The following is a 12477-nucleotide window of genomic DNA, read 5'->3' as shown; positions in this document are numbered from 1 at the left end:
GGCTGCTGCCGACGCCCTTGTTGAGCCATGAGGATAGAATGGGACAGAAAGACCTCGTCCTGGACGGTCACATTGAACTTGCGGTCGCGTTGGCGGATATCGCACGCCAGATCCTCGCAAGCGCTCTTGATACCGTGCTTGCGGTGGAGGTGAAGCCCGATCGCAGCCTCGTCACGCAGATCGACGTCGAGATCGAACGGCAGATGCGTGGCCTCATCACCGCACGGTTCCCAGGACACGGCATCATCGGCGAGGAAGCAGGAACGGAAAACGCCGGGGCAAGCCATGTCTGGGTGCTTGACCCGTTGGACGGCACAGCCCAGTTCATCGCAGGCATGCCGGTCTACGGCACGCTCATCAGCCTCGCGATCGACGGCGTACCCGCCCTTGGCTTGATCGATATCCCGGCCATCGACGCCCGTTGGATCGGTGCGGCTGGCCGGCGGACGACCAGGAATGGGCGCCTGGTCGAGGCACGGTGCTGCGATGCGCTCTCATCGGCTATCCTGACGAACAGTAACCAGGACTACCTGCCGCCGGATGGGCGGCCGATCCTCGATGCCCTACGCGAAAAAACCGGCGCACGCATCTATGGCGGGGCCAGCCTCAACTACGGCCTGCTCGCCGAAGGACGTACGGACATCGCGCTCGACGGCGGCCAGAAGGTCCACGACTTCGCCCCCTTCCGGCCAATCGTTGAAGGGGCCGGCGGCATCGTCACGGACTGGGAAGGCCGGCCGCTGACGCTGGAAAGCCCCGGCACGCTGCTGGGCGCTGGCGATCCGACCCGCCATCGCGAAGCCCTTGCCATCATCGCGCAATGCCGCGCCGAAGCGGGCATGCCCTGAATTCACATGCCCAGCATACCGGGAAGCCACGATCCACCAAAAGAGAAAGGGGAATAAGATGACCTTCTGGAATCGCGCAAAAACCTTCACCGCCGCGGCGCTCCTCGCCGGCACGTCCTTCCTTCACCAAGCGGCGGCCGGCGAGATCACCGTCTATTCCGCGCTGGAGGAAGAGGAAATCAACCTCTTCGTCGAAAAGGCGAAGGCGGAAATTCCCGACACCAAGATCAACGTGCTGCGCCTTTCGACCGGCAATCTGACGGCCCGTCTCATCGCCGAAGCCGACAATCCGCAGGCTGATATCGTCCTCAGCCTGCCCGTCACCAACATCATGAACCCAGCCATCGAGAAGATGTTCGAACCCTATGCCGCCAAGGGCATCGACCAGGTGCCCGCGCAGTTCCGAGACCCGGAGAACCGCTGGTTCTCGCTGGCCGGCTATGTCGAGGTGTTCTGCGCCAATACCGATCGCCTCTCCACCCTCGGCCTACCGGTGCCGAAGTCCTGGGAGGAGCTTGCCGATCCGAAATACAAGGGCGAGGTGGTGATGCCCGATCCGGTTTCGTCGGGCGTCGGTTTCGTCAACATCACCACGCTCATCTATGGCCTCGGCGAGGAAAAGGGCTGGGACCTGATCGGCCGGCTGACGAAGAACATGGCGCAGTACACCAGTTCCGGTTCCCGCCCCTGCCGCATGGCACAGGCCGGCGAGTTCGCCATCGGCGTCAGCTACGAGGTGCCGGCCATCCAGGCCGTCAACGAGGGCTATCCGATGGAGATCGTGCTGCCGAGCGACTGGACCGGCTTCGAGATTTCCGGCATCGGCCTCATGAAGGGCGCGAAGAACCCCGACGACGGCAAGAAATTCCTCGACTGGATGCTGACGCCGAGCCCGCTCGCCATCTACGCTTCGCTGAAGCCCGTCACCACCATTGCCGGCACCGCCCAGTCGGACGCGGCGGAAAAATCCGGCTTCCCGGCCGATATTGCCCACAGGCTGTCGAAGATGGACTTCGCCGCCATGGCGCGCGACCGCGAGCAGATCCTCGCCCACTGGTCCAAGGTGACGGGCCGCTGAGCCTTCCTCACATCAAGTGCCCGCCGTAGCGGGCGGACACTTCCCTTTCGTCTGATGCCCGCCGGACGGTGGCATCTCCCCGTGGAGTCAAGGCATGCTGGACATACGCCATCTGCATAAGAAATTCGGCAACTACCACGCGCTCGACGACATCAATGTCAGCGCCGGCAGCGACGAGTTCGTCTGTCTGCTCGGCCCGAGCGGCTGCGGCAAGACGACCCTGCTGCGCATCGTCGCCGGATTGGAGAGCTACAGCGACGGCGAGATCCTGTTCGACGGGCGCGACCTCAACGCGATCGACGTGCGCAACCGCAATTTCGGCATCGTCTTCCAGTCCTATTCGCTGTTTCCCGGCATGACCGTCGGCGAGAACATCGGCTACGGCCTGAAGATCCGCAACGTGCCGAGGGCAGAGATCGAGAAACAGGTCCGCGCCCTGCTCGACCTTATCCGCTTTCCCGACCTGATCGGCCGCTATCCGCACGAGCTTTCGGGCGGCCAGCAGCAGCGCGTGGCCATCGCCCGTGCGCTCGCCGTCAGCCCCTCGTTACTGCTGCTCGACGAACCGCTCTCGGCACTCGATGCCCGCGTGCGCCTCGATATCCGCGGCGAGATCCGCGACCTCCAGCGCCGGCTGGCCATCCCCACCATCATGGTCACGCACGACCAGGAGGAGGCGCTCAGCATGGCCGACAAGGTCGTCTGCATGAACCATGGCCGCATCGAACAGGTCGGCACGCCGCACGAGCTTTATTTCCGGCCGCGCACGAAGCTCGTGGCGAGCTTCATCGGCACCAGCAATTTCCTCGACGTCACGCAGGCCAGCGCGGTGTTCGGCGAACGCCTTTCCGCCGTGCCGCAGGAGGGCCGAACGCCGGACGCGCTGCTCGTGGTGCGGCCCGAGGAACTGGTGCTCACGGCCGATCCGGCCGGCGAAGCGACCGTCACCGACGTGACCTTCCTCGGCAATGTCAGCCATGTGCGGCTCGGCCTCAACGGACGGACCATCACCAGCGAACTGCGGCTTGGCCAGCGCCTTGCCCCCGGCGACCGGGTCTCCCTTTCGCTTCACGACGGCTGCGGCCGCTGGGTGGCGCCATGACGATCCTTCCCTCCCTCTCCAAAGCCGCGCCGAAACGGCTTGCCGGACAGGACCGGCTGTTTTTCCTGTTCTGCCTCGTCACGCCGCTTTCCGCGCTCGCCCTCTTCTTCCTCTACCCGCTGTCGCAGATCATCAGGCGCAGCCTGACGCAAGGCGACGGCTCGCTCGGGCTCGGCAACTATGCCGGCGTCTTCGAGCTTTCCCATATCCCGCGCGTCATCGGCAACAGCCTGCTGATCGGCGGCGCGACGACGCTCGTCTGCGTGGTGCTGGGCTTTTCCATCGCCTTCATGCTCCAGCGCACGCAGATCCGCGGCAAGCGGCTGATCCGCGTCATCCTGCTCCTGCCGATGCTCGCTCCCTCGCTGGTACAGGCCCTCGGCCTGATCTTCCTCTTCGGCCGCAACGGCCTCATCAACAAGTACCTGCATCTCGACATCCAGATCTACGGCTTCTGGGGCCTGCTCATCGCCAATTGCATGTATGCCCTGCCGCAGGCAGTGATGATCCTCGAAACTTCGCTGCGCCGGTCGGATGCCCGTCCCTACGACGCCGCTCTGCTGCTCGGCGCGTCGCGCTGGCGGCGTTTCGTCGACATCACCTTCCCCTCGGCCAAGTTCGGCCTGATCAGCGCCGCCTTCGTCGTCTTCACGGTGTCCGTCACGGATTTCGGCAATGCGGCAGTCATCGGCGGCACTTATCAGGTGCTGGCAATGGAAATTTACACCCAAGTCGTCGGCCAGATGAATTTCAACATGGGCGCCGTCGTCGGCATCATGCTGCTCCTGCCGACCCTGCTCGCCATCTACATCCAGCGCGTCGCCAACCAGCGCCAGTTCGGTGGCTCCTCGGAAAGTGCCGTGCCGGTCGCGAGGGACTTCGTGCCGCTGCGCGACCTGCCGCTCGGCTTCGTCGTGCATGCGGCCGGCGTGGTCATCCTCGCGGTGGTGGCGACGGTGGTCTATGCGAGCTTCGTGAAGCTCTGGCCCTACCGGCTGGACTTCACGCTGGCCAACTACGACATCTCCATGGCCGGCGGCTACGATTCCCTCTGGGCGACCTTCGCCATCTCGCTTGAAACGGCGGCGATCGGCACACTGGCGCTGTTCCTGCTGGCGCTTGCCCAGCGCCAGCTTGGGCCGGCTGCCGCCCGTATCGTCTATTTCCTGGCGATCGTGCCGGTCGGCGTACCCGGACTGGTGCTCGGCCTGTCCTATGTCCTGTCCTTCAACGTGCCGGGCTCGGTGCTGGGCGCGCTCTACGGCTCGGCCTTCATCATCGCCATCTGCAACTTCTACCATTACCACTCACAGGGTTTCCTGACGATGGTGACGGGCATCCGCTCGATCCCGAAGAGCCTGGAGGAAACCGTCACCTGCATGGGCGGCAGCAATCTTCACGCTCTGCGCGATGCCGTGATGCCCGTCATGACGCCGACTTTGGTCTCGGTGTTCTTCTTCCTGTTCATGCGGGCAATGGTAACGCTCTCGGCCGTCATCTTCCTCATCACGCCGTCGATGACCGTCGCGGCGGTGACGGTGATGCGGCTCGACCAGGGCGGTAAGAGCACCCAGGCAGCCGCCTTCTCCGTTTGCATCATGGCGACGGTGCTCGTCGCAACCCTCGTCATGCACGCAACCCTCGCCTTCGTCGGCCGGCCGAAGGCCCGCTGATCCTTCTTCCTCGAACCATTTCACCTTGCGAGAAAAGACATGAGAATCCTGCTTACCAACGACGACAGCATCCACGCCGACGGGTTTCGCGTGCTTGAGGAGATCGCCCATGTGCTTTCGGACGATGTCTGGGCCGTGGCCCCGGAAACGGATCGCAGCGGCCTTGCCCATTCGCTGACCCAGCTCGAGCCGCTGCGCGTGCGCAAATACGGCGAGAAGCGCTATTCCGTCACTGGAACGCCCGCCGACTGCGTGATCGTCGGGGTGCGCGACCTGCTGCCCGAACCGCCGGACCTTATCCTCTCCGGCGTCAATTCCGGCGCGAACATCGCCGACGACATCATCTATTCCGGCACGATCGGCGGCACGATCGAAGGCACGCTGTTCGGCGTTCCGTCCATCGCGCTCTCGCAGCACTACGACTTCGTCGACGGTGAGCGCGTGTTCAACTGGGATATCAGCCGCAAGAACGCCCCCGCCATCATCCGCAAGCTGCTCTCGCTGCCGCGCAAGGAAGGCGTCTTCTACAACATCAACTTCCCGAACTGCCGCAACGAGGAGCTTCAGGCGGTGCGCGTCGTCTCGCAGGGCAAGCGCGCCCATGGCTACCAGGTCGAGCAGCGCCTCGATGGCAGGAAATTCCCCTATTACTGGATCCATTCCGTACACGACATGGCGGAGTACGAAGTCGGAAGTGACGCCGAGGCCCTAGCGCTGAAGGCGCCCTCCGTTTCAGCGCTGCGCATCGACATGACCGACTACGAGACCAACCACGCTCTCGTCTCGCTCTTCGGCGCATAGACGCCCCATCGTACGGCCTGCGGGGGATCGTCGCGGTATCAAGGATAGCTTGTCGATCGATGGAATTTCTTACGCAGGCCCGTGGCTGGGACAGCCATATACTCTTTTCAGTGGCGACGAAACTTGCAGGCGATCTCCATGCGGCGAGCGTGTGGGGCGCAGATCAGGGTGGAAACATCACGATCTCCTGTTTTCCCGTCCCTCCAGGGGTGAGCGCGGAGCACAAGGCCGGCACTCGCCCCTGCAACGACAAGAGATGTGGACCGAACCGCATCCCACTGAAGAGTTTCATGGCTTAACCAGAGGGAAGCCCCGCACATGACCCAGATTTCGCAATTCCTGGCGGCGACTGCCATCGCCTCCGCCCTGCTTCTCGCGCCGGCCTTTGCCGCCGACACCATCAAGATCGGTGTCGCTGGCCCCTATACCGGCGCCAACGCCACCTTCGGCGAGCAGGTATACAACGGCGTCTCCGCCTATGTGAACGAAGTGAATGCCGCGGGCGGCATCAACGGCAAGCAGGTCGAGCTGGTGAAGGGCGACGATGCCTGCGAGCCCAAGCAGGCCGTGGCCGTCGCCAACCGTTTCGTCGACCAGGACAAGGTGCAGGCCGTGATCGGTCACTTCTGCTCGTCGAGCACGATTCCCGCCTCGGAAATCTACAACGACGCCGGCATCCTTGAAATGACCCCGTCCTCCACCAACCCGACCGTGACCGACCGCGGCTTCGACAATCTCTTCCGCGGCTGCGGCCGTGACGACCAGCAGGCCGTCGTCGCCGCCGGCTTCATCCTCGACACGCTGAAGCGGGACAAGATCGCCCTGATCCACGACAAGGACACCTATGGCCAGGGCCTCGTCGATGCCGTCAAGAAGACCATGGAAGAACGCGGCGTGCAGCCCGTCCTCTATGAAGGCCTGACGCGCGGCGAACGCGACTTCAACGCGCTCGTCACCAAGATCAAGAGCACCGGCGCCAACGCCGTCTATTTCGGCGGCCTCATTCCTGAAGGCGGCCCGCTGGTGCGCCAATTGAAGGAACAGGGTGTCGACGTTGTCTTCGTCACGGGCGACGCCTTCGCCCAGGCCGAACTGGTCGCCGCCGCTGGCGGACCGGCCAACCTGAAGGACGTCTACTATTCCGCGACCCCGGACCCGCTCGCCGATCCCTCGACCAAGGGCGTGCAGGACGCGCTGACCAAGGCCGGCGTGACGCCCGCCAACTACGTGCTCTACGGCTACGCCAATGCGCAGGCCGTCGTCGCGGCGCTGAAGGCCGGCGAGGACCTCGATGCCCAGGCAGCCTGGCTGCGCGGCAACACGGTCGATTCTGCTATCGGCAAGATCACTTGGGACGAGAAGGGCGACATCAAGGACTTCAAGTTCGTCTTCTATAACTTCGACGACAAAGGAACCCCCGTTCTCGTCAAGTAAGGACATCCGTCCATGCCGGTCGGACCGCTGTCCGGCCGGCTCTCCGTGCCCAAATCTCAGGGGGTCCGCGTATGGATGTCTACATCCTCATCCAGCAATTGTTCAACGGTATCACGCTCGGCACGATCTACGGCCTGATCGCGGTCGGCTACACCATGGTCTACGGCGTCATCCGCATGATCAACTTCGCCCATGGCGACGTCTACATGGTCTCGGCCTACATCGCCGCCATTACCCTTGCCGTGCTCACCTTCTTCGGCATCCAGTCCGTACCCTTCGCACTGATCTCTGTGCTGGTCGTCACCTGCGCCATCACCGCCGTCTATGGCTGGGCGATCGAGCGCGTCGCCTATCGGCCGCTGCGCGGCTCCACCAAACTCGCCCCCCTGATCTCGGCCATCGGCATTTCGCTGATGCTGCAGAGCTATGTGCAGATCGCCCAGGGCGCCCGCGACCAGGGTGTACCCACCCTCATCAGCGGCGCGTTCCGCTTCGGCGACGGCGTGCATTTCGCCCAGATCACCTATATGCAGACCGTGATCCTCTTCGCCTCCCTGATCGCCATGGGTATCCTCACCTATGTCATCAATCACACGCGGATCGGCCGCGAGTGCCGCGCTGTACAGCAGAATATCCGCATCTCGGCCGTGCTCGGCGTCAACACCGACCGCATCATCTCGACCGTCTTCGTCATCGGCGCCGCGACGGCCGCCGTCGGCGGCGTGCTCGTCACCTTCAACTACGGCTCGTTCAATTTCTTCATCGGCTTCGTCATGGGCATCAAGGCCTTCACCGCGGCCGTTCTCGGCGGCATCGGCTCGCTGCCCGGCGCCGTCCTCGGCGGCGTGCTGCTCGGCCTGACGGAGGCGCTGTTCGCCGGCTATGTCAGCACCGACTACAAGGACGTCTTCGCCTTCGCACTGCTCATCACCCTCTTGTTCTTCCGCCCCTATGGCCTGCTCGGCCGACCGGAAATCCAGAAAGTGTGAGGCGAGACATGGAAACGAACCGCCTCCTCACGCTCGCCAAGCAGGCGCTGCTCACCTTTACCGTCTCGCTGATCCTCTTTGCGCCGATTTCCGGCCTCGTGCTGGAAGGCTTCTCGTTCCGCAACGAACTGACGCGCGCCGTGCTGCTCGCCGCACTTGTCGCAGCCGGACGGGTCGCGCTGTCGCTGGTCGGCATGACGGCGATTGGCCGGAAGATCGCGGGCAAGGCCGCCAGCAATGGCAGCGGCGTCACGGTCATGACCGGCAAGGAGAAATCGCCCGCCCTGATCCTCGGCCTGATCTTTCTCGCCGGCCTCGCGCTGCCCTTCTTCGCCGACAAGTATTTCCTCGGCATCGCGATCCTGGCGCTGATCTACTGCCTGCTTGGCCTCGGGCTCAATATCGTCGTCGGCCTTGCCGGCCTGCTCGATCTCGGCTTCGTCGCCTTCTATGCGGTCGGCGCCTATCTCCTCGCACTCGGCGCGCAATATCTCGGCCTCGGCTTCTGGAGCGCGCTGATCATCGCCCCCTTCCTCGCCGGCCTCTGCGGCATGATCCTGGCCTTCCCGGTCCTGAAGATGCACGGCGATTACCTTGCCATCGTCACCCTCGGCTTCGGCGAGATCATCCGCCTCGTCCTCAACAACTGGCTAGAATTCACCGGCGGGCCGAATGGCGCCTCCGTCCCGCCTCCGACGCTCTTCGGCCTCGAATTCACCCGCACGGCCAAGCAGGGCGGCGTGCCGCTGCATGATTATTTCGGCATCGCCTACAGCGCGAACTACAAGTTCTGGTTCATCTATCTCGTCCTGTTCCTCGTCGTCTGCCTAGTCGTCTACGCCGTCGAGCGACTGCGCGTGATGCCGCTCGGCCGCATGTGGGAAGCCCTGCGCGAAGACGAGATTGCCTGCCGCTCGCTCGGCGTAAATCATGTCTTCACCAAGCTCACCGCCTTCATGCTCGGTGCTTCCACCGGTGGTCTTGCCGGCGTGTTCTTCGCCGTCCACCAGGGTTTCGTGAATCCCACATCCTTCACCTTCTTCGAGTCCGCCCTGATCCTTGCAATCGTCGTACTCGGCGGCCTCGGCTCGACCGTCGGCGTGATCGCCGCCGCCCTCGTTCTGACCGTCCTGCCGGAACTGCTGCGCGATTTCGCCGAGTACCGCGTGCTGATATTCGGCGTGCTGATGGTGGTGATGATGATCTGGAAGCCCCGTGGTCTCGTGCGCATCCAGCGCCCGGCCTTCTTCCCAAGCGCCGCGCCCAAGGGCAGCGATACGGCGCCGCTTTCCGCAAGCCCGGAGGCAGCTCGATGAACGCGCCCCTCCTCGAGGTCCGAAATGTGACCATGCGCTTCGGCGGCATCGTTGCGAACCGCAATGTGAGCTTCGCCGTCGAGCCCGGCGGCGTCACGGCCCTGATCGGCCCGAACGGCGCCGGCAAGACGACGATGTTCAACTGCATCACCGGCTTCTACCGCGCCAGCGGCGGCCAGATCCTGCTCAACGGTCCCGATGGGCCGCAGGATATCGGCATGCTGATCACCAGGCCGGTCACCGGAGGCTCGCACCTCGTCACGCGCGCCGGCATCGCCCGGACCTTCCAGAACATCCGCCTGTTCAAGGAAATGTCGGTCGTCGAAAATCTGCTGGTCGCCCAGCATCTGGTGACGGCCAACAATCTCGTCAGCGGCGTGTTCCGCACGCCCGCCTTCCGCCGGGCCGAGCGCGAGGCCGTCGACCGCGCCTATCACTGGCTGGGCGAGATGAACCTCACCGACGACGCCAACCGGCTGGCAGGCGAACTGCCCTATGGCCGCCAGCGCCGCCTCGAGATCGCCCGCGCCATGTGCACCGGGCCGAAACTCATCTGCCTCGACGAACCGGCCGCCGGCCTCAATCCGTCGGAAACGCGTGAGCTTTCCGAGGTCATCCAGCGGCTCTGCAAGGAGCATGGCCAGACCGTGCTCGTCATCGAGCACGACATGGGACTGGTGATGCGCATTTCCGACCACGTCGTCGTGCTCGACCACGGCGAGGTGATTTCCGACGGCGTGCCGGAGCATGTGGCAAACGATCCCGCCGTTATCGCCGCCTATCTCGGCGTCAGCGAAGAAGAGGTTGATGCATGAGCGAGGCCCCCCTGCTGGAGTTTTCCGGCGTTCACGCCCACTACGGGCCTGTCGAGGCGCTGAAGGATGTGAACGTCCATATCTTCAAAGGCGAAATCGTCAGCCTGATCGGCGCAAACGGCGCCGGCAAGACGACGCTGCTTTCCTCGATTTTTGGCGCGCCCCGCGCCTCGGCCGGGAAGGTCCTGCACAAGGGCGAGGACATTTCCAGGCTTCCCACCAACCGGATTTCGCGGCGCGGCATCGCGCTCGTGCCGGAGGGCCGGCAGATCTACCAGGACATGAGCGTCGAGGAGAACATGATGATGGGCACGACACCCATCGGCATGGCGCATTTCGAGGAGGACCGGGTCACCATGTTCGACCTCTTTCCCCGCCTGAAGGAAAGGCGTAACCAGACCGCCGGCACCATGTCGGGCGGCGAGCAGCAGATGCTGGCCATCGCCCGTGCCATGATGGCCCGGCCGGAGCTGATCCTGTTCGACGAACCCTCGCTCGGGCTTGCGCCGCTCGTCGTCAAGCGCGTCTTCGAGGTACTGCGCGAGATCGCCGCCATGGGCAAGACGATCTTCCTCGTCGAGCAGAACGCCAACCACGCGCTAAAACTGTCGAAGCGCGCCTATGTCATGGTCAATGGCCGTATCCATCTCTCCGGCGAAAGCGCCGCCCTTCTCGACAATGAGGACGTCCGCAAAGCCTATCTCGGCCTGCACTGAACGGAAAAGACAATGCTGCACAAGAACCTGATTGCCGGCGAATGGGTCTCCGGCGACGCTTCGGCGAACATCAACCCCTCCAACATCAACGACGTCGTCGGCGATTATGCCCGCGCCAGCGCCGAGGATACGAAGGCCGCCATCGCCGCCGCCAAGACCGCCCTGCCGGCCTGGTCGCGCTCCAGCATCCTCGAACGCCATGCCATCCTGAAGAAGGCCGGCGACGAGATCATGGCGCGCAAGGAAGAACTCGGCCGCTTGCTTGCCCGCGAAGAGGGCAAGACCTTGCCTGAAGCAATCGGCGAGGTGACGCGCGCCGGCCAGATCTTCGATTTCTTCGCCGGTGAAACCTTGCGTCTTTCCGGCGAGGTCCTGCCGTCCGTGCGTCCCAATATCGGTGTCGAGATCACCCGCGAGGCCGTCGGCGTCGTCGGCATCATCACGCCCTGGAACTTCCCGATCGCCATTCCCGCCTGGAAGATCGCGCCCGCGCTCGCCTACGGCAACACGGTCGTCCTGAAACCCGCCGATCTCGTACCGGGCTCCGCCTGGGCGCTCGTCGATATCCTGCACCGCGCTGGCGCGCCGGCCGGGGTCGTCAACCTTGTCATGGGCCGCGGCAGCATCGTCGGCCAGGCGCTGCTCGACAGCCCGGATGTGGATGCCCTGACTTTCACCGGCTCTACCGGCACCGGCAAGCGTGTCGCGCTCGCCTCCATCGAGCATAACCGCAAATTCCAGCTCGAAATGGGCGGCAAGAACCCCTTCGTCGTGCTCGACGATGCCGATCTCGCCGTCGCCGTCGAGGCCGCCGCCAATTCGTCCTTCTTCTCGACCGGCCAGCGCTGCACCGCCTCCTCGCGCCTGATCGTCACCGAGGGCATCCACGACCGTTTCGTCGCCGCGCTGACGGAGCGCCTGAAGGGCCTCGTCGTCGATGACGCGCTGAAGGCAGGCACCCATATCGGCCCCGTCGTCGACGAAAGCCAGTTGAAGCAGGATGCCGACTATATCGATATCGGCCGCGCGGAAGGTGCTAAGCTCGCCTTCGGTGGCGAACGGCTGGAGCGGGACACCCCCGGCTTCTATCTCGCGCCCGCCCTCTTTACCCAGGCGACGAACGACATGCGCATCGCCCGCGAAGAAATCTTCGGCCCCGTCGCCGCCGTCATCCGCGTCAGGGACTATGACGAAGCCTTGGCCGTCGCCAATGATACCAGCTTCGGCCTCTCCTCCGGCATCGCCACGACGAGCCTCAAGCACGCCACCCATTTCAAGCGCAACTCGGAAGCCGGCATGGTCATGGTCAACCTGCCAACCGCCGGCGTCGATTTCCATGTGCCGTTCGGCGGCCGCAAGGGCTCGTCCTACGGCCCGCGTGAACAGGGCCGCTACGCCGCCGAATTCTACACCACCGTCAAGACCGCCTATACGCTCGCCTGAGGATCGATCCATGAAATTGCTTGTGCCTATCAAGCGTGTCGTCGACTACAACGTTAAGATCCGTGTGAAGTCTGACGGCTCGGGTGTCGAGCTTGCGAATGTGAAGATGTCGATGAACCCGTTCGACGAGATTTCGGTGGAAGAGGCGCTGCGGCTGAAGGAAGCCGGCAAGGCGGAGGAAGTGGTGGTGGTGTCGATCGGTCCCGCGAAGGCCGAGGAGACGCTGCGCACGGCCCTTGCCATGGGCGCCGACCGGGCGGTA

12 protein-coding genes are annotated in these 12477 nt (G+C 64.1%); all 12 read left to right on the top strand.

Annotated features, from left to right (window positions below):
- Positions 1-38: 38 nt before the first annotated feature.
- The gene (locus ACZ1A1_RS23790; protein WP_463621870.1) at positions 39-848 is read left to right on the top strand and encodes an inositol monophosphatase family protein; all 810 of its coding nucleotides are present in this window, start codon (positions 39-41) and stop codon (positions 846-848) included.
- Positions 849-906: 58 nt separating this feature from the next.
- The gene (locus ACZ1A1_RS23785; RefSeq protein WP_463621869.1) at positions 907-1926 is read left to right on the top strand and encodes an ABC transporter substrate-binding protein; all 1020 of its coding nucleotides are present in this window, start codon (positions 907-909) and stop codon (positions 1924-1926) included.
- Between the two features lie 94 nt (positions 1927-2020).
- Positions 2021-3028: an ABC transporter ATP-binding protein gene (locus ACZ1A1_RS23780; RefSeq protein WP_463621868.1), complete on the top strand. Its 1008-nt coding sequence runs from the start codon at positions 2021-2023 to the stop codon at positions 3026-3028.
- Positions 3025-4701, top strand: coding sequence for an ABC transporter permease subunit (locus ACZ1A1_RS23775; RefSeq protein WP_463621867.1), 1677 nt, complete (start codon positions 3025-3027; stop codon positions 4699-4701). Before ACZ1A1_RS23780 ends, ACZ1A1_RS23775 begins: the two co-directional genes overlap by 4 nt.
- 39 nt (positions 4702-4740) lie before the next feature.
- Positions 4741-5502, top strand: coding sequence for a 5'/3'-nucleotidase SurE (surE, locus tag ACZ1A1_RS23770; RefSeq protein WP_463621866.1), 762 nt, complete (start codon positions 4741-4743; stop codon positions 5500-5502).
- Between the two features lie 318 nt (positions 5503-5820).
- Positions 5821-6936, top strand: a complete 1116-nt coding sequence (locus ACZ1A1_RS23765) for a branched-chain amino acid ABC transporter substrate-binding protein (protein ID WP_463621865.1) — start codon at positions 5821-5823, stop codon at positions 6934-6936.
- A 71-nt stretch (positions 6937-7007) separates the two neighbouring features.
- Positions 7008-7925, top strand: coding sequence for an ABC transporter permease subunit (locus tag ACZ1A1_RS23760; protein ID WP_463621864.1), 918 nt, complete (start codon positions 7008-7010; stop codon positions 7923-7925).
- 8 nt (positions 7926-7933) lie between these two features.
- On the top strand, positions 7934-9241 hold the full coding sequence (livM, locus tag ACZ1A1_RS23755) for a high-affinity branched-chain amino acid ABC transporter permease LivM (RefSeq protein ID WP_463621863.1): 1308 nt from the start codon (positions 7934-7936) through the stop codon (positions 9239-9241).
- Complete coding sequence (locus tag ACZ1A1_RS23750) at positions 9238-10056, top strand: ABC transporter ATP-binding protein (RefSeq protein WP_463621862.1); 819 nt, start codon at positions 9238-9240, stop codon at positions 10054-10056. The genes livM and ACZ1A1_RS23750 overlap by 4 nt, the downstream gene beginning before the upstream one ends.
- Positions 10053-10772: an ABC transporter ATP-binding protein gene (locus tag ACZ1A1_RS23745; protein WP_415214980.1), complete on the top strand. Its 720-nt coding sequence runs from the start codon at positions 10053-10055 to the stop codon at positions 10770-10772. The genes ACZ1A1_RS23750 and ACZ1A1_RS23745 overlap by 4 nt, the downstream gene beginning before the upstream one ends.
- 12 nt (positions 10773-10784) lie before the next feature.
- Positions 10785-12215 (top strand): aldehyde dehydrogenase family protein, encoded by a 1431-nt coding sequence (locus ACZ1A1_RS23740; RefSeq protein WP_463621861.1) that lies wholly within the window; start codon positions 10785-10787, stop codon positions 12213-12215.
- Between the two features lie 10 nt (positions 12216-12225).
- On the top strand, positions 12226-12477 hold a 252-nt coding region (locus ACZ1A1_RS23735; protein WP_463621860.1), incomplete at its 3' end, for an electron transfer flavoprotein subunit beta/FixA family protein.

The sequence above is a fragment of the Shinella sp. R2-11 genome (genome assembly GCF_055330205.1).
This window is presented reverse-complemented; position numbering and strand designations above follow the sequence as displayed.

What these genes read in the sequence shown, in the direction of transcription:
- surE (WP_463621866.1), top strand. Translation starts at nt 4,741, where the DNA reads ATGAGAATCCTGCTTACCAACGACGACAGCATCCACGCCGACGGGTTT.
- ACZ1A1_RS23740 (WP_463621861.1), top strand. Translation starts at nt 10,785, where the DNA reads ATGCTGCACAAGAACCTGATTGCCGGCGAATGGGTCTCCGGCGACGCT.
- ACZ1A1_RS23775 (WP_463621867.1), top strand. Translation starts at nt 3,025, where the DNA reads ATGACGATCCTTCCCTCCCTCTCCAAAGCCGCGCCGAAACGGCTTGCC.
- ACZ1A1_RS23760 (WP_463621864.1), top strand. Translation starts at nt 7,008, where the DNA reads ATGGATGTCTACATCCTCATCCAGCAATTGTTCAACGGTATCACGCTC.
- ACZ1A1_RS23785 (WP_463621869.1), top strand. Translation starts at nt 907, where the DNA reads ATGACCTTCTGGAATCGCGCAAAAACCTTCACCGCCGCGGCGCTCCTC.
- ACZ1A1_RS23790 (WP_463621870.1), top strand. Translation starts at nt 39, where the DNA reads ATGGGACAGAAAGACCTCGTCCTGGACGGTCACATTGAACTTGCGGTC.
- ACZ1A1_RS23750 (WP_463621862.1), top strand. Translation starts at nt 9,238, where the DNA reads ATGAACGCGCCCCTCCTCGAGGTCCGAAATGTGACCATGCGCTTCGGC.
- ACZ1A1_RS23765 (WP_463621865.1), top strand. Translation starts at nt 5,821, where the DNA reads ATGACCCAGATTTCGCAATTCCTGGCGGCGACTGCCATCGCCTCCGCC.
- ACZ1A1_RS23780 (WP_463621868.1), top strand. Translation starts at nt 2,021, where the DNA reads ATGCTGGACATACGCCATCTGCATAAGAAATTCGGCAACTACCACGCG.
- livM (WP_463621863.1), top strand. Translation starts at nt 7,934, where the DNA reads ATGGAAACGAACCGCCTCCTCACGCTCGCCAAGCAGGCGCTGCTCACC.
- ACZ1A1_RS23745 (WP_415214980.1), top strand. Translation starts at nt 10,053, where the DNA reads ATGAGCGAGGCCCCCCTGCTGGAGTTTTCCGGCGTTCACGCCCACTAC.